This is a genomic window from Proteus sp. TSJ240517 (assembly GCF_047921575.1).
GTDB lineage: Bacteria > Pseudomonadota > Gammaproteobacteria > Enterobacterales > Enterobacteriaceae > Proteus.
The window spans coordinates 488,088-511,431 of sequence record NZ_JBLRMH010000002.1 but is presented as its reverse complement, the minus strand read 5'-3'; the positions used below and the strand labels follow the sequence as shown (position 1 = coordinate 511,431).

Sequence of the window (23,344 nt, the reverse complement as noted above, 5' to 3'; positions counted from 1 at the left end):
GCACAGTTGGTGCACACCGTGTTCACCCTTATTTATTATTTAATATCAATGGATTAAGTTAATGGTGCATAGGGTGCACAGTTGAGGGCTTCAAAAAGATTTATAGGGGGGTAGGGAACAAATTGCAGGATAATAGAGTTGTACTGTACATAATTTAAGCTATTAAAATTTTGTAGTTTACTTATCTTTCTCTTTTCACATTAAGTAATCGATCTGGCGAAACAGGTATCACCATTTTGATCATGCCTTTTATAACTAAATACTTATATGTATGTACTGGAGCTAATTATTGTTAATAGATGCTGTGAGCTTTAATGTGGGGTACACGGTGGGGTAATAATAACAAAAAAGCCCTTAACAAATAATGAAAAGGGCTTTTTAATTCAATGTGTTATAAGACTTCTATTAATTCATGCCGTATTTTTTCAGTTTCTTACGCAGTGTGCCGCGGTTAATGCCCATCATTTGCGCTGCACGCGTTTGGTTGCCACGGGTGTACTGCATTACCATGTCCAACAATGGCTGTTCAACTTCCGCCAATACTAGCTCATATAAGTCATTAACATCTTGACCATTTAATTGAGCAAAATAGTTCTTCAGTGCTTGTTTAACTGAGTCACGTAAAGGTTTTTGGGTCACCTGATCTTGTGAATTTACGGTGGCAACTGTTAGTACGTCTGAATTTACGCGTTGTTCGAACATAGTTCTGTCAGCTCTTTTATTTATTTACGCAAAAAATTTTCGAAATATGCTTCCAACGCCTCCAGCTGTTCGCTGGCATCCTCTATGGCGTTGAAGGAGCGCCGAAACTGGTCATCAGGGGCATGTTCCTTGAGATACCAAGAGACATGCTTGCGTGCAATGCGAGTTCCTTTGCCTTGACCGTAAAAGTCGTGCAACTCACGCACATGCTTTTGCATTATTTGTTGTACCTCTGCAATCGGCAGAGGGGGCAACAGTTCACCTGTGTCCAGATAGTGCTGGATTTCCCGAAAGATCCAGGGTCTTCCCTGAGCAGCGCGACCGATCATCAAAGCATCGGCTCCAGTGTAGTCTAATACTGCTCTGGCTTTTAGCGGGTCTGTTATGTCTCCATTCGCAATAATGGGAATAGAAACACTCTGCTTAACTGTCCGAATACTGTCGTATTCGGCTTCCCCTTTGAACAAACACTCGCGTGTACGTCCATGAATAGTGAGAGCCTGAATACCACAACGTTCAGCCAATTTGGCAATCTCTACACAGTTACGTTCATCAGGTGACCAGCCAGTACGGATCTTGAGAGTAACAGGAACATCTACCGCGTTAACCACAGCAGAGAGGATCTCTGCGACAAGGTCGGGATGACGAAGTAGTGCTGAACCGGCTAGCTTTTTATTCACCTTTTTTGCAGGGCAACCCATGTTAATGTCGATAATTTGAGCGCCACTATCTGCGTTTATTTTCGCAGCTGCCGCCATATCAACGGGATCACTTCCTGCAATTTGTACGGAGCGGATCCCCAATTCATCACTATGTACCATTCGTAATCGAGACTTGTCTGTCTGCCAAACCTGAGGATTGGAAGAAAGCATTTCAGAAACTGTCATACCCGCACCCATATCATAGCAAAGTGACCGAAAAGGTCGGTCTGTAACGCCAGCCATGGGAGCCGCGATAAGGCAATTTTTTAACTGATACTGTCCGATTCGCATAGATGAAAAGAGGGCCAAACTGTGACTGCAAGGGCGCGTATATTACGCATTTTTTGCCAGATATGAAAGGACAAAGTTTAACCAAATTGCGAAAAAAAGTTACTTTTTTACACTTGATTTTTTATGAATTGATTATTTAATCAATAAAAACATAACGTTATCTGTTTTTAAAAAATTAAAAATTGATGATATAGAATTGATAAACAAGTGGAACTAAGTAGAGTTTATCAGGCAAAAATGTGATTAATGCCTGATAAACAATAATTAAGTGAAATTTTAACGCAATGAGATTATCTCATTTTGGTTAATATTTGTTCGATGTTATTTTTTCACACCGGTAATACGGCACCACTCTTCTTTTTCGGCAACAGGATCTAAGTTAAATAGTCCTTCATAGGCGGCTGCTACACCTTCTGCTTGTGTCGCTAACACACCAGAAAGGCCTAGGTGTCCACCTTGACGTGGCAGTGTACTGATAACAGGTGCAAGTTCACGCAATGGACCTGCTAAAATATTAGCGACGACAACATCGGCACTGAGGTTATCAGGCTGGTCTTTTGCAAGATACAGTGTGAGTGCGTCAGAAACGCCATTACGCTGTGCATTATCACGGCTTGCTTGGATGGCTTGAGGATCGATATCAATACCAATTGCTTTAGCTGCACCCAGCTTTAATGCCGCAATAGCTAAAATGCCAGAGCCACAACCGAAGTCGATAACGGTTTTACCCTCTAGATCTAATCCATCAAGCCACTGAAGGCATAATGAGGTAGTAGGGTGGGTACCTGTACCAAACGCAAGGCCAGGGTCTAGCATGACGTTTACGGCGTTAGGATCAGGTACTTCACGCCAGCTTGGGCAAATCCATAAACGCTCGCCAAAACGCATCGGGTGGAAGTTATCCATCCATTCACGTTCCCAATCTTTATCTTCGAGTTGTTCAACTTTGTGCAGGAAGCCTTTACCGAGTAGTGGCGTATTTTCTAACATCGCCACAACGATTTTCATGTCAGTTTCTGCATCATATAAACCGATAACGTCAGTATCACCCCAAAGGCGAGTTTCACCCGGTAACGGTTCAAAAATAGGGGTATCGTGACTATCTTGGAAAGTCACTGAAACGGCACCGCTTTCAACCAATTCATCACCAATAGCTTCTGCATTAGCGGCGGTTGCATTAAGTCTTAATTGTATCCAAGGCATAATTAGTCTCTTTAAAAACGAATTCACTGTAATGATGCTGATTGAGGCAGAGTATGCTCTCCAAATCGATTAGCCACAAGAAACGCGACTAAGCTCAATAACAGTGATGGAACAATGGGGTGAAATCCAGCGATCTGGATGTTAAATGTCGCAAGGGTGGCATAGAGTGTGGCACCTGTGATCATGCCCGCAATAGCACCATAACGGTTAGCTTTTTCCCAATAAAGCCCAAGAACTAAAGGCCATAAGAAAACAGCTTGTAGGCCACCAAAAGCAAGTAAGTTAAGCCAAATAATCATTGATGGTGGGTTCCATGCTGCAAATAGCAGTAACACACCTAAAATCAAGGTCGAAAGGCTCGATAAACGAGAGATGCGTTTCTCGTTAGTTATCGCATGCGGAGCGATATTGAGATAGAGATCTTTGACCAAAGTTGCTGACGATTGTAACAGTTGCGCATTTATCGTCGACATAATGGCGGCCATAGGCGCAGCAAGGAAAATACCGGCTGCAATAGGCGGCAATACTTCAACCATTAATGTTGGAATAACTTGATCAGGAACCGTGAGATCAGGAATGATCGCCCGACCTAATGCGCCAGCAAAGTGCATACCAAACATCAATAATGACATCACGATTGTGCCAATAATGATCCCTTTATGCATGGCTTTACTGTCTTTGTAAGAGATGCAACGTACCGCAGTATGTGGCAAGCCAATAACACCAAAACAGACAAGTACCCAGAATGATGCCATAAACGGGCCACTTAAAATCCCATCAGCCCCTTGAGGAGAGGTTAATGCAGGATCGATGGTATTGAGTTTTTGTATCGCAATATCTAATCCACCTGCTTTATAGATAATGGCAAACAGGAGAATAAATGTACCAAGTAGCATCACAAGGCCTTGTAAGGCATCGTTTAATACGCTGGCTCTAAATCCGCCAATCGCAGTATACAGCGCAATGGAGATCCCAAAGATCAGCAAGCCGAATTCATAAGGAATGCCTGCTGCAGTTTCTAATAAGCGTGCTCCACCAATAAATTGAACAGTCATCGCGCCGACAAAAGCGACTAACAGGCTTAAACTGGCAAACCAGACGAGGAAACGACTTTTGTAACGAGCATAAAGCATGTCATTTAAGGTAACAGCATTATAACGGCGCGCTAAAATGGCAAACTTTTTCCCTAAAACACCCAAAGAGAGCCAAATAGCGGGAAGTTGGATCATTGAAAGTAATACCCAACCAATACCGTATTTATAGGCAGCACCCGGCCCGCCAATAAAGGAGCTTGCACTGACATAAGTTGCAGTGATAGTCATGGCTAGCACGAAGCCACCCATTGAGCGGTTACCAAGAAAATATTCGTTAAGAAATTCGCCTTTTTCGCGCTTACGATAAGCATAAGCTGACAGCAGAAAAACTAACAGAAGGTAGCCAATCAGTGGCACTATGACCTCAGTTTGCATCGTCATGCTCATCTCCTAACGGCATATCTTTGAAAAAGTAGCGCACCATCAGATAGCACAACAGAAAAAACAAAACAGGTAGGAATAAGCATGAAAGCTCAAACCAAAGAGGTAAACCAGTAATGCCTAGTGTGTTATCAGGTAAATAGGCGGTAATTAACCAACCCAACAAATACATAAAAGTTAAAATTAGGGCCCAAAGGGCTTCTTTGTGGGCCTGAACAAAACGTTTGTCCATCTGTTCTCCCAATCTTAATAGGGTTAAAAATGAATGGGAGGATTGTACGGGAAAGTGAGTATTGATTCAGTGAAAATTAATCACAAAGTCATGAGGGAATATTAAAAATAGATTATCTTATTGTTTTTAAATATAAATATGAAAGAAAACAGTACAGGTTTTAATTAAGAAATGCGTTTAATTTGTCCTCTATGGATCTGTTTATGGCGGGTCATCAGCAATAAAAAAGGCATAGTAAATAAACTATGCCTTTTTTTGTTAAGCGAGAAAGATTATTTCTCAGCTAAACCTAAACGTTTTTCAAGGTAGTGAATGTTTGTACCACCTTTTTGGAAATTCTCATCATTCATAATGAACTGGTGCAGTTCAATATTGGTTTTAATACCATCAATGATAAGTTCCGCCAACGCATTTTTCATACGAGAGATCGCGATTTCGCGTGTTTCACCATAAGTGATCAATTTACCAATCATTGAATCATAGTGAGGTGGAACAGTATAACCTGCGTAAATATGCGATTCCCAACGCACACCAAATCCACCTGGTGAGTGGAAGCGAGTAATTGTACCCGGGCTTGGCATGAAGGTTTTTGGATCTTCTGCGTTGATACGACATTCAATTGCATGACCATGAACGTTAACTTGATCTTGCGTTACTGATAAAGGTAAGCCAGATGCAATGCGTAACTGTTCTTTGATTAAGTCGATGCCTGTGATCATTTCTGTTACTGGATGTTCAACCTGAATACGGGTGTTCATCTCAATAAAGTAGAATTCGCCATTTTCATACAGGAATTCGAATGTACCTGCACCACGATAGCCGATTTCAATACATGCGTTCGCACAGCGTTCGCCGATATTTTTACGGATTTCAGGGGTAATACCTGGTGCTGGAGCTTCTTCAACAACTTTTTGGTGACGACGTTGCATTGAGCAATCACGTTCAGCCAAATAGATTGCATTACCTTGACCATCAGCCATAACTTGAATTTCAACATGGCGTGGGTTTTCAAGGTATTTTTCCATGTATACCATGTCGTTGCTAAATGCCGCTTTTGCTTCTGCACGCGTCATTGTAATGGATTGTTCTAGATCTTTTTCAGCACGAACAACACGCATACCGCGTCCACCACCGCCACCAGAGGCTTTGATGATAACTGGGTAGCCAATACGTTTAGCAATTTCAATATTTTTCGCAGTGTCGTTACCCAAAGGACCGTCCGATCCTGGTACACAAGGAACACCCGCTTTTTTCATCGCTTCAATAGCAGAAACTTTATCACCCATTAGACGGATGGTTTCAGCTTTCGGGCCGATAAAAATAAAGCCAGAGCGTTCAACTTGCTCTGCGAAATCAGCATTTTCAGACAGGAAACCGTATCCTGGATGAATGGCTTGTGCGCCACTGATCTCAGCCGCTGCGATAATTGCAGGGATATTTAGGTAACTTTTTGCTGAAGCAGCGGGACCAATACAGATAGTCTCGTCTGCCAGCAGAACGTGTTTTAAATCACGGTCTGCCGTGGAGTGAACAGCAACTGCTTTGATCCCAAGCTCTTTACATGCTCTTAGGATACGCAGTGCAATCTCACCACGGTTGGCAATGAGGATTTTTTCTAGCATGGACCTGCCTCGTTATTCGATAACAAAGAGTGGAGCGTCAAACTCAACGTTGTCGCCATCTTGGCAAAGGATAGATTTAACAACACCCGCTTTGTCAGATTCAATCTGGTTCATCATTTTCATTGCTTCAACGATGCACAGAGTATCGCCTACATTGACTTGCTGACCGACTTCAACAAATTTCTTAGCTTCAGGGCTTGGTGAGCGGTAGAACGTTCCGACCATTGGTGAACGAACAACGTGACCGCTGATTTCTTGCGTTGGTGTAGCCGCTGGTGTTTCTGGCGCTACAGGCGCAACTGCATTTGCTAATGCAGGTTGAGGTGCCACTGGTGCCGCAAAATATTGCTGAGGAGCCATTTGACCCTGAAGACCAGAGTTACGACTAATACGTACTGACTCTTCACCTTCAGAGATTTCCAGTTCAGAAATGCCAGACTCTTCGACTAGCTCGATCAGTTTTTTAATTTTACGAATATCCATGAGTTGATTCCGTACTCTTTTTGATGTTTTTTATTAAGACAAGCGGCTGACCGCTGCCTGTAAAGCAAATCGATAACCTTCTGCACCTAATCCACAGATTACGCCTGTTGCGATATCAGAGAGATATGAATGGTGACGGAAAGGCTCCCGACTGTAGACATTGGACAGGTGAATTTCAATAAATGGAATATTCACCCCTAATAATGCATCACGCAGTGCAACACTGGTATGCGTGAAAGCTGCAGGATTGATTAATATATAATCGACATTACCCCGAGCTGCATGAATTTTATTTATCAGCTCAAATTCAGCGTTAGACTGAAAATGACTGAGTTTCACATTTAATGCCTGAGCATCTGCTGACAAACTTTGAACGATATCATCCAGAGTTAAGTGTCCGTAGGTTTCCGGCTCTCTTGTTCCAAGCAGGTTTAAATTCGGACCATTCAGGAGCAAAATATGAAAATTTTCCGACATTATGCTTCTATCTCCGTCAATTCGTCAACGAAATGACAAAATAACCTGTGCTTTTCGTTTTGTCATCTTTTATTGTATCCATTGCTACGATACATATCACAAAGTCCGACATTATAGACATTTCACAGAAGATAACAGCAAAATACTGGTCTAATCAGGGAATGAAGGGTTTATTTTGATGAAAAGTTAAAAGTTTTTACAAGATTGTAAACGCGAGAAAGCAAAATAAACAGGTGTCTAAAAAATAATCATAACACCACGTTATTTATTGATGTCACTGGAAATCTGAACTTCTTTGAGAACAATCATCAATATATATCATAAATGTGATCTGAATCACAATTTCATATTCGTTTCACACACAAAGAAGCTTATTCTGGCACTAAATAAGGTGAATTAATGCCAGAAATAAGCAGATAAAAACCGAGAATTAGCAAAAAAATGCCGTAAACCCTCGCCTAATGCGGGTGGGGAGCAGTTACAGTTTTACTAAGGTTCTACCTGTCACTTGATTATCCATAATCATCTGAGCATAACGAGGAACTTCATCAAGTGTAATTTCTGTCATCGCTTGCTGATAGAACGTTTCTGGTAGTAATTTTAATAAACGTTGCCAAACCTGAGCGCGTTTTTCTGCTGGGAAATAAACAGAATCGACGCCTTGTAAGCGAACATTACGTAAAATAAAAGGCATGACAGTTGTTGGTAAAGAGAAACCGCCAGCTAATCCACAAGCCGCTACTGTTCCGTTATAGTTTGTCTGTGACAGAATATTGGCAAGAATTTGCCCACCTACGGTATCAATTGCACCCGCCCAGCGTTGTTTATCTAAAGCTCTGCCCGCAGGCTCAAACTCTTCACGAGTGATAATATTTTTGGCGCCAAGTTTGCGTAAATAGTCATGGTTACTCGCTCTGCCACTTAATGCGGTAACTTGATAGCCTAATGCTGTTAGCAAACTAATAGCGGTACTTCCGACACCACCACTGGCTCCAGTGACTAAAATATCACCACTTTCAGGTGTAATGCCGCCTTGTTCTAATGCCATCACACAAAGCATGGCAGTAAAACCCGCAGTCCCAATTATCATGGCATTTTTTAAAGAGAGTCCTTCTGGCACAACGGTTAACCAATCACCTTTTACACCTGCTTTTTGTGCAAGGCCACCCCAGTGATTTTCACCTACCCCCCAGCCGGTTAATAAGACATGTTGACCAATGTGGAAGCGAGGATCTTCGGTGTGATGAACAACACCCGAAAAATCGATACCCGGCACCATTGGAAATTGGCGCAGTATTTTTCCCTTGCCCGTGATAGCGAGCCCATCTTTATAGTTAAGCGTTGAGTAATGAATATCGACAATAACCTCATGAATAGGCAGTATTTTTTCATCAATGTTTTGTACGTTGGTACTGAGTTTGTTGTCATTTTGTTCTACTAATAATGCTTTCATCTTGACCCCTCATCGATTTCTATTTGTGTCATGATAGGTGATTTTTTAGATCTCGTCGTGATTGTGCACAATATCTATTGTAATAATGAGACAAATAATCCTTTTTTAGTGTATAAACGGGGGTTCTACGTTTATTGGTGCAGAGATTATTCTGAGTTTTATATCTTGGTAATTAGATAACACCGTTAATGGGTTACGATTGGATAAAAATTAGCATTTCTCTTTATGCTCGAAATAAAGATAATGTGTTGTCTTAGAAGTATTCGAGGTGGGTACTTTGGTTGTTATCTCAGTCAAATTTTGCCAGTGAAACACCATTTAATATCAATAGAATAATTGTGCTTATTCAAATGAATAAATTTTATTTGAACTTGCAATGAGACTTTTGAGTCACAGTGTGGCAACTAAGTAAGATTTTTCTTTATTGATGTGAACGTTGTTTGTATTGTTACATAAGTCAAATATAAACAGCGTAGGATCGAAATTATGCGTTAATCGTTCTAATTAGCCCATTTTTATGCAGTTTTTTTCTGCTCCAATTGGGAAAAGTAACGTAGAATATTGTGCCTTTATGATTATTTACGTGTCCACTTTAATCTAAGTAGTGAATCGCGCCTTGTCGCTGCTTATTGTGGTTGATAGAGTAGACGGATTTTTCCGTCCCGGCTTGCAGGATTATCCTTTCGTATGTTTAAAAAATTTCGTGGCATGTTTTCCAACGATTTGTCTATTGACTTGGGTACCGCCAATACCCTTATTTATGTCAAAGGACAGGGTATTGTTCTCGATGAACCCTCCGTTGTCGCTATTCGCCAAGATCGCGCTGGCACATCAAAAAGTGTTGCAGCTGTAGGGCATGAAGCCAAACAGATGTTAGGGCGTACACCTGGGAATATCGCTGCTATCCGTCCAATGAAAGACGGTGTGATTGCTGATTTTTATGTAACCGAAAAAATGCTTCAGCACTTCATAAAACAGGTTCATAACAATAGCTTTATGCGTCCAAGTCCTCGTGTATTAGTTTGTGTACCAGTAGGAGCCACTCAAGTAGAACGCAGAGCTATCCGTGAATCAGCATTAAGTGCGGGTGCTCGTGAAGTGTTCTTAATTGAAGAACCTATGTCTGCGGCAATCGGTGCAGGCTTACCTGTTTCTGAAGCAACAGGCTCAATGGTGGTCGATATTGGTGGTGGTACAACAGAAGTTGCCGTGATTTCATTAAACGGTGTCGTTTACTCTTCTTCTGTTCGTATCGGTGGTGACCGTTTTGATGAAGCTATCATTAACTATGTGCGTCGTAACTACGGCTCACTGATTGGTGAAGCAACCGCAGAACGTATCAAACACGATATCGGTTCAGCTTATCCTTCTGATGAAGTCAATGAGATTGAAGTTCGCGGTCGTAACCTTGCAGAAGGTGTACCTCGTAGCTTTACTTTAAACTCTAATGAAATTCTTGAAGCATTACAGGAACCATTAACGGGTATCGTTAGTGCAGTGATGGTTGCATTAGAACAATGTCCACCAGAATTGGCCTCTGATATTTCAGAGCGCGGCATGGTATTAACTGGTGGTGGTGCATTATTACGTAACCTAGACCGTTTATTAATGGAAGAGACAGGTATTCCTGTGATTGTTGCTGAAGATCCTCTGACTTGTGTCGCTCGTGGTGGTGGTAAAGCATTAGAAATGATCGATATGCACGGTGGCGATCTGTTTAGCGAAGATTGAGATTAATTCTAACAAGGGAGAATGGATTCCCCCTTGATGAGAATATTAACACCTGTTCTTTTACTTCTCCGTGTGAGTGATCTTAGAGTTTATGAAGCCAATTTTTAGTCGGGGTCCTTCCCTGCAACTAAGATTAATAATCGCCGTGGTTGTCGCTATCTCTTTATTGATTGCTGATAACCGTATTGGTGCATTTTCTAAAGTCCGCCAGTATCTTGATACTGCTGTTAGTCCCTTCTATTTTCTTGCAAATGGTCCACGCCGTTTCCTTGATCAAATTTCAGAAACATTTGCCACGCGTGAGCGTTTACAATTTGAGAATCAAGCGTTAAGAAAAGAGTTATTAGTCCGTAGCGGAGAAAGCCAATTACTGGAGCAATTTAAGCAAGAGAATGCCCGTTTACGAGAATTACTTGGTTCACCACTGCGCCAAAATGAACAAATGACAGTAACGCAAGTTTTGTCTGGGAATAGCACGCCTTATCGAGATCAAGTGGTTATTGATAAAGGAACCAACGATGGCGTCTATGAAGGACAACCTGTTATTAGTGATAAAGGCGTTGTGGGACAAGTTATTGCCGTAAGTGAGCTTACGAGTCGTGTACTATTAATATGCGACACTTCTCATGCATTACCTGTACAAGTTTTACGTAACGATATTCGTGTTATAGCTTCTGGTGCGGGCTGTGCCGATGATTTATTGTTAGAAGCATTACCTGCCAATATTGATATTCGTGTAGGCGATGTTTTAGTGACATCAGGATTGGGCGGCCGTTTCCCAGAAGGGTATCCTGTTGGTGTGGTATCTTCAGTTAAAGTGGATAATCAACGGGCTTATTCCGTGATTAATGTTCGACCTTCAGCAGAGCTACAACGTTTACGCTATTTGCTTTTATTATGGAATGCATCAGACAAAATGGGAGAGCCTCCTCTACCTTCAGAGGTTTATCACGCGGCTAATGAGCGTTTAATGCAACTGATGCCTCAAGTTTTACCTAATTATGAACAAGCAGGACCACCGCTTCCTCGTTCTATGTCTCAAGAGCCGTTAGACAGTACGACAGAAGAAACTAACGGAACCACGACACCAGCAACAACACCTGCTGCAACAAATACACCTACTAGTACAAATAGAAGTAGGTAGACACGATGAATCCATATCAAAGTCGTGGGCGTTGGGTTGTTTGGCTCTCTTTTCTTGTCGCATTAGTTTTACAAATTATGCCGTGGCCAGAACAGTTAGAAGTGTATCGACCTATTTGGCCGATGTTATTTCTTATTTATTGGATAACAGCAATACCTCATCGTGTTAGTGTCGGAACCGCATTTGTCTTAGGTATGATTATGGATCTAGTCCAAGGAACTACCCTAGGTGTCAATGCATTGGCCTATACTTTAGTGAGTTATGTCATCGCCTTTAAATATCAGCTTTTTTGTAATTTAGCGTTATGGCAACAAGCCTTAGTGGTAATGTTAAGTGTTGTCGTTGTTGATCTTGCTGTATTTTGGGCAGAATTTTTACTTTCACCTGTGACTTTTCACCCTCAAGTATTCTGGAATAGCCCAGTCAGTGGTATTCTTTGGCCATGGCTTTATTTTTTACTTCGCAAAATCCGTCACCAGTTTTTAGTTCACTAAGTTATTGGATCATGGCGGTCACTTTTGCGTTACCGTCATGAGGACATTATTTGTGACCACACTTTACCTTGCTTCCAGCTCACCAAGAAGACGTGAACTTCTCGCGTTATTAGATGTTGAATTTAGTATTATCACGCCAGCAATTGATGAAATTTGGCAACAAGGTGAAAAACCAGAAGAGTATGTTCTTCGTTTAGCAAAAGAAAAATCACAAGAAGGTGTAAGACAAGCACCTCAAGATTATCCCGTTTTGGGCTCTGATACTATTGTGGTTTATGATGGTCATATTCTTGAAAAACCTCGTGATAAAACCCATGCCGCGCAAATTCTACGTTCACTCTCAGGCGCAACACATCAAGTGATGACAGCAATTGCTATCTCTAATAGAACACACACATTGAGTCAATTAGTCGTCACACACGTCACTTTTAGAGTGATGACAGAGAGTGAGATTAGCGCGTATATTGAGTCAGGAGAGCCAATGGATAAAGCTGGCGCTTACGGTATTCAAGGAAAAGGAGGCCGTTTTGTTCAACGGATTGAGGGGAGTTATCATGCTGTTGTCGGATTGCCTCTTGTTGAAACCGAAGCATTGATAGCTCAATTTTCGTCTCTAGCTAATGAGAAGGAGATTTCATGACAGCAGAGTTATTAGTGAATGTGACGCCTTCTGAAACCCGTGTCGCCTATATTCGCGGAGGCATACTTCAAGAAATCCATGTTGAAAGAGAAGCTAAACGAGGTATCGTCGGAAACATCTACAAAGGTCGGGTAAGTCGCGTATTACCCGGGATGCAAGCTGCATTTATTGACATCGGGCTGGATAAAGCCGCTTTTCTACATGCTTCTGATATTATGCCTCACACGGAATGTATTGCTGGAGAAGAGCAGAAGAAATTTAATGTTCGTGATATCGCGCAACTGGTGCATCAAGGGCAAGATTTAATTGTACAAGTGGTTAAAGATCCTTTAGGAACAAAAGGCGCTCGCCTTACCACGGATATTACATTGCCTTCTCGCTATTTAGTGTTTATGCCTGGTGCGTCTCATGTAGGCGTTTCTCAGCGAATTGACAGTGAAGAAGAGCGCGAGCGCTTAAAACAATTGGTTGAAGAGTATTGCGATGAAAATGGCGGCTTTATTATTCGTACCGCTGCCGAAGGTGTTGGTGAACACGAAATTAAGCAAGATGCTGCCTTTCTTAAACGCCTATGGAATAAAATCATTGAGCGTAAGAAAAGAAATAAAACCCGTATTCAAATTTATGGCGAATTAGCGTTAGCCCAGCGTATTTTACGTGATTTTGCAGGCTCTGAATTAGATAGCATACGAGTTGATTCTAAATTGACCTACAATCAACTACAGGAATTTATTGGTGAATATATTCCTGAATTAACCGCTAAACTTGAATTACACCAAGGTAATCAGCCTATTTTTGATCTCTATGGTGTAGAAAGTGAAATTCAGCGGGCTTTAGAGCGCAAAGTTGAATTGAAATCAGGAGGTTACCTGATTATCGATCAAACTGAAGCAATGACCACTATTGATATCAATACAGGGGCATTTGTTGGTCATCGAAATTTAGAAGAAACTATTTTTAATACTAATATTGAAGCAAGCCAAGCCATTGCACGTCAATTACGGTTACGTAATTTAGGCGGTATTATCATCATTGACTTTATTGATATGAATAATGATGAACATAAACGCAGAGTATTGGCATCACTTGAACAAGCGCTAAGTAAAGATAGAGTGAAAACAACGATTAATGGCTTCTCTCAACTTGGCTTAGTAGAAATGACACGTAAAAGAACGCGGGAAAGCCTTGAACATGTGCTTTGTGATGACTGCCCAACTTGCCAAGGGCGAGGTACGGTAAAATCAGTTGAAACAGTTTGTTATGAGATTTTACGTGAAATAGTGCGCGTGCATAAAACGATTGATGCAGATCGCTTCTTAGTTTACGCCTCCTCAGCAGTTGCAGAAGCATTAAAAGGCGATGAATCACATGCATTAGCAGAGGTTGAAATTTTTGTCGGTAAACAAGTGAAAGTGCAAACTGAGCTACTCTATAGTCAGGAGCAATTTGATGTGGTGATGATGTAATGGATTCGCCTTCCTAATGAATATGATGGCAGAAAGGAGACAAAAATGAAGCGGCTGCCTAAATACCTGTTAGTGATAACAGTTTTTTGCCTCATCGTTTTTGCCTTGGTATTAAGCGGATTTCGCTACTTTCTGCCACGCTTAGATAGTTATCGCCCTGAAATAGAAACGTATCTTACGAAGCAACTCAATAGCCCTGTCTCAATGACAAAGATCACGGGGGAGTGGCAAAATTTTGGTCCTGATATTCAAGTGGAAGGACTGAATATTACCAATAAAGATGTGAACGTTACGGCAGAAAAAGTCACTTTTTCTTTTGACGTGTGGCGTTCATTATTCGCTTTTCGTCTTCATTTTCGTGAACTGACCTTTGAACAGTTATATGTTAATTACCAACAGCCAATTTTTACGGGGCAAAGTGGTGATATTACCTTAACCGAACCTGATGATATTTCTTCACTTTTTCTCGAACAGTTTGATCGTTTTAAACTGATTGAAAGCCGTTTTATTTTTTTAACCCCTTCAGGAGATACCAGTACATTACATGTGCCTGAATTAATGTGGTTGAATCAGAAAAATCGTCACCGAGCTCAAGGTGAAGTCACTCTTGATACACCCATTAATCATTATGGGGGGTTAAAGGTACGCCTTGATCTCTATACCAAAGAGAACGGTTTGATCGATAACGGTAAAGTATTTCTTACCGCAGATGATATCGATATCTCACCTTGGCTTAGTCAGTGGGTAAAAAATAATAGTGGCGTAGGTGAAGCTAAAGCCAGTTTGTCTAACTGGATTGAAATTACTCAAGGGCGTATTACTGGAAGTCAGTTGCAAATTCATCAAGGTGAAATGGATTGGAGTAGTGATGGAACCTCGCACGTATTAAATGTTGAAGACTTAATTTTACGTATGAGAAGGCAAGAAAATGGCTGGCTTGCGGATGTTCCTTATACTCGAAAAATTACAATGGATGGTGAAGAGTGGCCTGACGGTTATTTAGCGGTGCTTTATCAACCAAAAGAAAAACAGCATGATGAAGCATGGCGCATTCGCGCCAAGAATATTGAGTTAGATAGGTTATATGCTGTATTGCCATTATTCTCTTTTTTAACACCTGATTTTGTTCGCCAGTGGCAGTATCGCCAATTTTCTGGTGTGGTTAATGACTTTGCATTAGATCTCACTCCAGAAAACTTCGAGCAAAGCGCTATTAATCTCTCTTGGGAAAATGTGAGTTGGAAGCGTTGGCAAGAGATCCCCTCAGTACAGCATTTCAGCGGTCAATTAAAAGGGAGTATGCAACGTGGTGAGCTTAACTTTGCCCTAGCAGATAGTGAAATAGACACGGGCGAATTATTTAAGGCGCCGTTGAATATTGAAAAAGGGAAAGGAACGGTTTATTGGCAACATTCAGGGGATAACCTGTCTCTTTGGAGCCAAGGGCTCGATGTTAAAGCTACATCAGCATGGGTTGCGGGCGATTTTCGTTATGAGAAACAAGGTGAAGATCAGCGTCTTTCCATTTTATCAGGCGTTAGAGTTACAAATGCGGGTGATACATGGCGTTATTTGCCTGAGGAGTATGTCGGGAAGGCACTGACTCAATATCTCTCAGATGCGATTATTGCGGGTAATATCGATAATGGAACCTTTATTTTTGATGGCGATCCCGCTGATTTTCCTTTTGATAACCACAAAGGATGGTTCCAAGTTTATGCGCCCGTCAAACACGCGACCTTTAAATTTGATAGTGAATGGCCTGCGTTATTTGATCTCGATATTAATCTAGACTTTAAAAATGACGGCTTATGGATGTCTTCTGCACAAGCAAAAGTGGGTAAAGCGACAGCCACGAATTTAAGTGCAGTCATTGAAAGCTATCGACAAGAAAAAATCTTAATTAATGCGGATATTCAAGCCACAGGCGACGAGCTGAAAGAGTATTTCTTAGATTCTCAAATGGCGAGTATTGGTCATACACTTGAAGAGCTAAAAGTAGCGGGAAAAATTGACGGTACATTGAAACTTGATATCCCCTTTGGTGGTGATGAGGTTGTGGCTTCTGGTGAGGTTAATTTAAAAAATAGTGATGTCACTTTGAACTTCATGGATACCACATTGAAAGGCGTGAGTGGGCAGTTTCGTTACCATAATGACAAACTTGAAAGTGATACATTAACGGCTAATTGGTTTGGGCAGCCGCTTGCTTTCTCATTTACAAGTCACAATGATACGGATAATTATCAGGTTGATGTCGGCTTAAAAGGCCAATGGGATATTCAAAAAATTCAAGGGTTACCTAGCGATATTCAACATAAGTTTAGTGGTGTATTTCCATGGCATGGCAACGTTAATGTTAAGATCCCCGAAAAAGGTGATGTTGATTATCAAGTCGATTTAACCGGAAATATCAATGCATTAAGCAGCAAGTTAACAGCGCCTGAAACACAGGATTTAAAAAATTCATCACCTATTGTGATTTCTGCCAAGGGTAACAGTGAAACCTTAACCGTGAATGCCAGTGCTGAGAAACAGTGGAAACTTAATAGCCAGTGGGCATTAGGAAAACAGCTACGTTTATTACAAGGCCATGTTGTTTCTTCTTCTATTAAATTACCTGAATTAAATTCACAACAACGCTTAACTATCGCTCTTAAAGGATTAGAGGGGGATAAATGGTTGCCGACATTAATGGCTTTTTCGTCTTTAACGCCGTCTGAAAATGAAGTCACTTTTCCTGATAATGTGCATATCAGTTTGCCTGATTTAAATTTTGCAGGGCAAAAATGGCGTAATCCTCAAACTGAGATTATGCGCGTTAGTGAAGGGGTAAAATTTGCCTTTTCAGGAAGTGAATTACGAGGCGATGTGTTTATTCCTGAAGCATCGACACCTTGGCAAGTGAATATTAATTATCTCTATTTTAATGGTGCAACTCTATCTCAAGAAGAAAAACCGTTAAAAATGGCAAACACTTCTGATGTGAATGCATTGAAGTTTTCAGTTAAAAACATTCCTTCTATTGATTTTGAGTGCCGAGAATGTTGGGTAAATGGCTTGCTTTTAGGGAAAATTGAAGGTTCGTTAAAACAAAATCAGGGTGCTTTATTTCTAACTGACGGTAAGTTGGAAAATAGCAGCGGTGAATTGTCTGTTAATGGTGTGTGGTCTGAAGATAATGCAGGTAATAATACGACGAAGTTAATAGGTAAATTAAAAGCGGAAGAAATTGATGAAATGGCCGCTTATTTCGGTTTTATTATTCCTATTATCCAGTCCCCACTTTCTGCTGATTTTTCATTACAATGGCGTGATACGCCGTGGAATTTTAATCTGGCGACCTTAAATGGTGATATTAAATCTGTCTTAGGGAAAGGGCGTATCGAAAAAGTGAATGTTGGACAAGCGGGTAAATTACTGCGCCTTGTGAGTTTTGATGCGCTTTTACGTAAATTACAGTTTGATTTTAGGGATACTTTCAGCGAGCATTTTGAGTATGACTCGATTAAGAGTGAAATTACGATCAATCAAGGTATTATGAATGCTGAGAGTGTCCGAGTTGATGGTGTTATTGCTGATATTGCGATAAGTGGGAAAGTTGATTTACTTGAACGTAAAATGGACCTACAAGTTGTGGTAACGCCAGAGATTTCAGCAACTGTCGGTGTTGCTACGGCTTTCGCGATAAACCCAATTGCAGGCGCCGCAGTGTTTGCGGCATCAAAGGTTCTGGGGCCACTTTGGAGTAAGATTTCAGTTATCCGTTATCATGTGACCGGAACTATGGAACAACCCAAAATTGACGAAGTACTGCGTCAGCTTAAGGAGAATCAGGCGTTATGAAAAAAGTTAATGTCGCACTTTTGCAACTTTGTAGCGGTAAAAACACAAAAAATAATCTGGCGCAAATTGAGCAACAGATTAAGCAATTACCCGATTCAGTGAAGCTTGTATTAACACCTGAAAATGCGTTACTTTTTTCGAACTCTAAAGATTATCATAAACATGCTGAAGTTCAGGGCGATGGGCCTTTACAAAATGCTATCGCTAAAATGGCTCAGCGCTATAAAGTGTGGATCTTAGTCGGTTCTATGCCATTGATTAGTCGAGACTCCCCAGACCAAATTACCAGCAGTAGTTTGGTGTTTGATGATGAAGGTGTTATTCGAGCTCGTTATGACAAAATCCATATGTTTGATGTCAGTATTGATGATGAGCAAGGCGAATATAACGAATCTTCTATTTATCAACGCGGTGAGCGCCTAACAGTCGTTGATACTCCGGTTGGGAAATTAGGTTTAACAATCTGTTATGACTTACGCTTCCCTGGTATTTTCCAAGCATTAAGAGAAAAAGGGGCAGAGATAATCTCTGTACCTGCGGCTTTTACCCGTTTAACAGGTAAAGCGCACTGGGAGCCTTTATTACGTGCTCGTGCCATTGAAAATCAGTGTATTATCTTAGCGCCAGCACAAGTGGGTACACATGATACGCGCCGGACTTGGGGTCATACGATGGCGATTGATGGTTGGGGTAAAGTCTTGAAAAAGAACCCTGATGCTGTTAGTGCGCTAACGCTGAATGTTGGTGTCGAAAGTCTACACGGTATGCGTGAACAGATACGGGTTGTAAAACATAACCGCTTTCGCCCGAAACTGACCCACTTAATCAAAAAAGTTAAGGATAAAGAAGAATTATGAGTTTAGCTGTTGTCAGCGAAAGTCTGTTGGAAGCAAACAAACTTAGTTTAGATGATTTAGCATCAACACTAGAGCAGCTTGCACAGCGTCAAATTGATTATGGTGATCTTTATTTTCAGTCAAGTTATCACGAGGCTTGGATCCTAGACGATCAGATTATTAAAGATGGCTCTTACAATATTGATCAAGGTGTTGGTGTTAGAGCAATTTACGGTGAAAAAACCGGTTTTGCTTATGCAGACCAACTAACGCTTAATGCACTTAACCAAAGTGCTCATGCTGCACGAAGTATTGTTCAGGCTAAAGGTAATGGTCGCATCCATACTTTAGGTGCTATTCAACATTCTCCGCTATACAGCTTAAACGATCCTCTGCAAAGCCTCTCTCGTGAAGAGAAAATTGCGTTATTGCATGAGGTAGATAAAGCGGCTCGCGCTGAAGATAAACGCGTTAAACAAGTTAATGCGTCATTAACAGGTGTTTATGAGCATGTGCTTGTTGCAGCAACCGATGGCACGTTAGCCGCCGATGTGCGTCCTTTAGTTCGTCTTTCAGTGAGTGTGCTGGTGGAAGAAGATGGCAAACGTGAGCGTGGCGCAAGTGGTGGCGGTGGTCGTTTTGGTTATGATTATTTCCTAACTAAAGTCGATGGTGAAAGCCACGCTATCACTTATGCGCGTGAAGCTGTGCGTATGGCATTAGTGAATTTATCTGCAATTGCGGCACCTGCGGGAACGATGCCTGTTGTATTGGGCGCAGGATGGCCAGGTGTGTTATTGCATGAAGCAGTCGGTCATGGATTAGAGGGTGATTTCAATCGTCGTGAAACCTCTGTATTTTCGGGACGCATTGGCGAGAGAGTAACTTCTGAGCTTTGTACTATTGTTGATGATGGCACAATTGAAGGTCGTCGTGGCTCTGTGGCTATTGATGACGAAGGTGTACCAGGTCAATACAATGTTTTAATCGAAAACGGCATCTTAAAAGGCTATATGCAAGATAAGATGAACGCGCGTTTAATGGGGGTTGCACCAACGGGAAATGGTCGTCGTGAATCTTACGCGCATCTTCCTATGCCTCGTATGACAAACACTTACATGTTAGCAGGTAAGTCTTCACCAGAAGAGATTATTGCCAGTGTTGATCGCGGTATTTACGCACCAAACTTTGGTGGCGGTCAGGTTGATATTACATCGGGCAAATTTGTTTTCTCAACCTCAGAAGCTTATTTAATCGAGAATGGAAAAATAACCAAACCAATTAAAGGAGCAACTCTAATTGGTTCAGGTATTGAAGCTATGCAACAAGTTTCTATGGTAGGTAATGATCTTGCTTTAGATAAAGGGGTTGGCGTTTGTGGTAAAGAAGGACAAAGTCTCCCTGTTGGTGTGGGTCAACCAACGTTGAAGCTTGATAAAATCACGGTTGGCGGTACAGCTTAATTATCGCTATCGTTATTTGTCAGTATCTATTGAACTCCATCTTTTGATGGAGTTTTTTATCCTAGCAACAGTAAGGGGGTTAACTTATGGGTAAACGTTTATTACCAGTTATTATTGTTATTGCGGTTTTATTTGGTGTTCTTTATAAAGGTTTATTGTCTGAAACCAAAGCGCCAATGCCTTCATCCTCAGCTCCTATTCCGACATCATCAAGCAATAACACCAATAAACCAGCACAAATCCCACTATCTATTGATGAGAAAACACAAGCCAATGTGGTAGCTAACTATTTGCAACGTCATCAACAATTGCCAGATTTTTATCTCACTAAAAAAGAGGCGAGAGAAAAAGGCTGGAATGCGAAAGCGGGCAATTTATGTGAAGTCTTACCGGGAAGAGCAATCGGAGGCGATCGCTTTATGAACCGTGAAAAACAGTTGCCAGAAGAAGCTGGACGCCAGTGGTATGAAGCGGATGTAAATTATCAGTGTGGTCATCGTGGCAGTGACAGATTGCTCTATTCGAATGATGGGCTGATTTATGTTACCACTGATCATTATCGTACAATGACAAAGGTCGCACCTTAATGAAACAGGTTATCTTCAATTTTAAGACACTGGCAGATAGAGAAGCCTTTTATCACGATTTTGCACTGCAATTTCAGTTAGATGATAAATTTGGCGATAACCTAGATGCACTATGGGATGCGTTAGTGGGTGGAATAGAATTGCCAGTCAGTATTGTTTTCAGGCATTTGCCTCATCATTCCTGTGATTTTCAACCTTTGGTGGAATTGATGCAAGAAGCACAAAATGAGCTTGGTAAAGACGTTTTAAGCTTTCATTGTGAGCATAAAACACAAAAGTAATTCAGAATAGAAAATACGCCCTGAAAATCGCAGTGAGGCTGAATTTACACTGCGTTTTCAGGATGATCAGGTTTTATGCTGATTCTGATAAATCTTTTAGATATTGAAATAGTAAGCGGAATGATTTTGGCGGTTTATTCGCTTCTTTTTCTTTTTTCGCATTACGGATAAGTGTGCGTAATTGTTGGCGATCAGCCATTGGATAAAGCGCAACGACTTCTTCAATCACTTCATTGCCACCTTCAACAAGGCGAATTCGCAGATCTTCAAGTTTATGTAACACTAAGATCTGTTGATTGTGGCGGTTTTTGAGTTTATCAAGCGCTTGACGGATCGGATCTTCGTCTACATTGCGCAGTAGTTTTCCAATATATTGAATTTGGCGGCGGCGTGCTTCACGCTGTACTTTTTGTGCTAATTGAATAGAGGCTAATAATTTCTCATCTAATGGCACACGTTCTAATTCTTGTGCACTTAATTCAACTAATTCAGTACCCAGTTTTTTGAGTGCTTCAGCATCACGTTTAATTTCGCTTTTGCTGACCCAGATGATTTCGTCCTCTTCTTCCTCTTCTGACGAGGTATCGTCAAATTCAGGATTGAGGTAATGCCACTCTTCAGGCTGCTTTGCCATAATAAAAATTCCTGTTGCAGAGTAAGCCGGGAGTGTGATTTGGTGAATGACCAAAAGCCCGACGGGTGATAACATTCATATATCTTCTATTGTAACTGGGAAAATCGCTTGTTGACCACCTGTCAATTGATTTACTTTGCTAAAAATAAGTAAAAAGTGGTGTTCTCCTTAGGAAAAATGGTTCTCAATGAATAATTCAGATCAGGTAAAACAGCTTGAAGACGCCGTCTCTCTCGCATTAGAGCTGGCTGCAAAACAGTGTGATGGTGCTGAAGTCGCTATTAATAAATCGACGGGTATTAGTGTAAGTACGCGTTATGGTGAAGTTGAAAATGTTGAATTTAACAGTGATGGCGCTTTAGGCATCACTGTTTATCAACAACAACGCAAAGGTAGTGCATCTTCAACAGATTTAAGTCCTGATGCGATTAAGCGAGCTGTACAAGCTGCTGTGGATATTGCACGCTACACTTCAGTTGACCCATATGCAGGGCCTGCTGATCAAGAGCTATTAGCGTTTGATGCACCTTTCCTTGATCTTTACCATCCTACCGAAGTCACAGCAGATAAAGCGATTGAATTAGCATCGAGAGCAGAAAAAGCCGCTTTAGATAGCGATAGCCGTATTATCAACACCGAGGGTGGCAGTTTTAATAGTCACAGTGGAACCCGTGTATTTGGTAATAGCCTTGGCTTATTAAAAAGCTATTCATCTTCACGCTATTCGATGTCGAGTTGTGTTATTGCTCGTGATGGTGAAGATATGGAGCGCGACTATGCTTACACTATTAGTCGTCGCTTTGATGATCTAGAATCACCTGAATGGGTTGGTCAAGAGTGCGCTCGCCGTACTTTATCTCGCCTTGCACCTCGTAAACTACCAACCATGAAAGCCCCCGTTATTTTTGCGGCAGATGTGGCGACAGGTATTTTTGGTCATTTGGTTGCAGCAATCAGTGGTAGCATGATTTATCGTGAATCATCTTGTTTACTCGATAGCTTAGGTAAGCAAATTTTCCCTCAGTGGTTAAATATTCAAGAGCGTCCTCACTTAATGAGAGGTTTGGCATCAACACCGTTTGATAGTGAAGGTGTGCGTACCACAGATGCTGAAATTATCAAAGATGGCGTATTACAAGAGTGGTTGTTAACCACATATTCAGCAAGAAAGCTGGGCTTAAAGAGTAATGGTCACGCTGGTGGTATTCATAACTGGTATATCCCTGGGCAAGGTTTATCGTTTGATGCACTGTTAAAAGAGATGGGAACAGGTCTTGTTGTTACGGAATTGATGGGACAAGGTGTCAGTACAGTAACAGGTGATTACTCTCGTGGTGCGAGCGGTTTTTGGGTTGAGAATGGCGAAATTCAATATCCTGTAAGCGAAGTGACTATTGCAGGTAACTTAAAAGATATGTGGGCAAATATTGCCACGATGGGTGATGATATTGAGACGCGCAGTAATGTTCAGTGTGGATCGTTGTTGTTACCAGAAATGAGCATTGCAGGTGAGTAAATTTTAGATACTCATCACAACCTTTAATCTCAGCCCGCAATGGGCTGAGATATCGCGTTTATCAGTG

The 23,344-nt window shown here is 41.3% G+C and carries 21 protein-coding genes; 11 read left to right on the top strand and 10 right to left on the bottom strand.

Going from position 1 to position 23,344, the window contains the following annotated elements; translation table 11 throughout:
* Positions 1-405: 405 nt before the first annotated feature.
* The 9 genes from fis to ACNARN_RS05800 form a co-directional block, all read right to left on the bottom strand.
* The gene (gene fis, locus ACNARN_RS05840) at positions 406-702 is read right to left on the bottom strand and encodes a DNA-binding transcriptional regulator Fis (protein WP_004245342.1); all 297 of its coding nucleotides are present in this window, start codon (positions 700-702) and stop codon (positions 406-408) included.
* A gap of 20 nt (positions 703-722) precedes the next feature.
* The gene (dusB, locus tag ACNARN_RS05835) at positions 723-1,694 is read right to left on the bottom strand and encodes a tRNA dihydrouridine synthase DusB (protein WP_069368388.1); all 972 of its coding nucleotides are present in this window, start codon (positions 1,692-1,694) and stop codon (positions 723-725) included.
* A gap of 321 nt (positions 1,695-2,015) precedes the next feature.
* Entirely contained in the window at positions 2,016-2,897 is an 882-nt protein-coding gene (gene prmA / locus ACNARN_RS05830; RefSeq protein WP_198619269.1) for a 50S ribosomal protein L11 methyltransferase, read from the bottom strand.
* Between the two features lie 23 nt (positions 2,898-2,920).
* Entirely contained in the window at positions 2,921-4,366 is a 1,446-nt protein-coding gene (gene panF, locus ACNARN_RS05825) for a sodium/pantothenate symporter (protein WP_198632139.1), read from the bottom strand.
* Entirely contained in the window at positions 4,356-4,604 is a 249-nt protein-coding gene (locus ACNARN_RS05820; RefSeq protein WP_023582900.1) for a YhdT family protein, read from the bottom strand. Before ACNARN_RS05820 ends, panF begins: the two co-directional genes overlap by 11 nt.
* A 272-nt stretch (positions 4,605-4,876) precedes the next feature.
* Positions 4,877-6,226 (bottom strand): acetyl-CoA carboxylase biotin carboxylase subunit, encoded by a 1,350-nt coding sequence (gene accC / locus ACNARN_RS05815; protein WP_109371980.1) that lies wholly within the window; start codon positions 6,224-6,226, stop codon positions 4,877-4,879.
* A 12-nt stretch (positions 6,227-6,238) separates the two neighbouring features.
* Complete coding sequence (gene accB, locus ACNARN_RS05810) at positions 6,239-6,709, bottom strand: acetyl-CoA carboxylase biotin carboxyl carrier protein (RefSeq protein ID WP_023582895.1); 471 nt, start codon at positions 6,707-6,709, stop codon at positions 6,239-6,241.
* Positions 6,710-6,742: 33 nt separating this feature from the next.
* Positions 6,743-7,186, bottom strand: coding sequence for a type II 3-dehydroquinate dehydratase (gene aroQ / locus ACNARN_RS05805; protein ID WP_006535378.1), 444 nt, complete (start codon positions 7,184-7,186; stop codon positions 6,743-6,745).
* A gap of 478 nt (positions 7,187-7,664) precedes the next feature.
* Entirely contained in the window at positions 7,665-8,639 is a 975-nt protein-coding gene (locus ACNARN_RS05800) for an MDR family oxidoreductase (RefSeq protein ID WP_198619271.1), read from the bottom strand.
* Positions 8,640-9,326: 687 nt separating this feature from the next.
* Between ACNARN_RS05800 and mreB the strand changes: the two genes are divergently transcribed.
* From mreB to ACNARN_RS05750, 10 genes are all read left to right on the top strand, one after another.
* Complete coding sequence (gene mreB, locus ACNARN_RS05795) at positions 9,327-10,370, top strand: rod shape-determining protein MreB (protein WP_023582893.1); 1,044 nt, start codon at positions 9,327-9,329, stop codon at positions 10,368-10,370.
* Positions 10,371-10,461: 91 nt separating this feature from the next.
* Positions 10,462-11,514 (top strand): rod shape-determining protein MreC, encoded by a 1,053-nt coding sequence (gene mreC, locus ACNARN_RS05790; RefSeq protein ID WP_109371976.1) that lies wholly within the window; start codon positions 10,462-10,464, stop codon positions 11,512-11,514.
* A gap of 5 nt (positions 11,515-11,519) precedes the next feature.
* Positions 11,520-12,008, top strand: coding sequence for a rod shape-determining protein MreD (gene mreD, locus ACNARN_RS05785; RefSeq protein ID WP_100159963.1), 489 nt, complete (start codon positions 11,520-11,522; stop codon positions 12,006-12,008).
* A 52-nt stretch (positions 12,009-12,060) separates the two neighbouring features.
* Entirely contained in the window at positions 12,061-12,648 is a 588-nt protein-coding gene (locus ACNARN_RS05780) for a Maf family protein (protein WP_196532389.1), read from the top strand.
* Positions 12,645-14,114 (top strand): ribonuclease G, encoded by a 1,470-nt coding sequence (rng, locus tag ACNARN_RS05775; RefSeq protein ID WP_109371972.1) that lies wholly within the window; start codon positions 12,645-12,647, stop codon positions 14,112-14,114. The genes ACNARN_RS05780 and rng overlap by 4 nt, the downstream gene beginning before the upstream one ends.
* Positions 14,115-14,159: 45 nt before the next feature.
* Positions 14,160-17,960 carry an AsmA2 domain-containing protein YhdP gene (gene yhdP / locus ACNARN_RS05770; protein WP_416304234.1) on the top strand — a complete coding sequence of 1,267 codons (3,801 nt, stop codon included), beginning with the start codon at positions 14,160-14,162 and terminating at the stop codon, positions 17,958-17,960.
* A complete protein-coding gene (gene nit1, locus ACNARN_RS05765) occupies positions 17,957-18,817 on the top strand; it encodes a deaminated glutathione amidase (protein ID WP_151434176.1) in 861 nt (286 codons plus the stop codon). The genes yhdP and nit1 overlap by 4 nt, the downstream gene beginning before the upstream one ends.
* Positions 18,814-20,259: a metalloprotease TldD gene (tldD, locus tag ACNARN_RS05760; RefSeq protein ID WP_109371966.1), complete on the top strand. Its 1,446-nt coding sequence runs from the start codon at positions 18,814-18,816 to the stop codon at positions 20,257-20,259. Before nit1 ends, tldD begins: the two co-directional genes overlap by 4 nt.
* An 86-nt stretch (positions 20,260-20,345) precedes the next feature.
* Positions 20,346-20,846 (top strand): ribonuclease, encoded by a 501-nt coding sequence (locus tag ACNARN_RS05755; RefSeq protein WP_368927440.1) that lies wholly within the window; start codon positions 20,346-20,348, stop codon positions 20,844-20,846.
* Complete coding sequence (locus ACNARN_RS05750) at positions 20,846-21,127, top strand: barstar family protein (RefSeq protein WP_198619275.1); 282 nt, start codon at positions 20,846-20,848, stop codon at positions 21,125-21,127. Before ACNARN_RS05755 ends, ACNARN_RS05750 begins: the two co-directional genes overlap by 1 nt.
* 73 nt (positions 21,128-21,200) lie before the next feature.
* Here the strand turns inward: ACNARN_RS05750 and yjgA are convergent, their stop codons facing one another.
* Entirely contained in the window at positions 21,201-21,761 is a 561-nt protein-coding gene (gene yjgA, locus ACNARN_RS05745; RefSeq protein WP_088495963.1) for a ribosome biogenesis factor YjgA, read from the bottom strand.
* Positions 21,762-21,948: 187 nt separating this feature from the next.
* Here yjgA and pmbA point away from each other — a divergent pair, with 187 nt between their 5' ends.
* Positions 21,949-23,277, top strand: coding sequence for a metalloprotease PmbA (gene pmbA / locus ACNARN_RS05740; RefSeq protein WP_109371960.1), 1,329 nt, complete (start codon positions 21,949-21,951; stop codon positions 23,275-23,277).
* Positions 23,278-23,344: the final 67 nt, after the last annotated feature.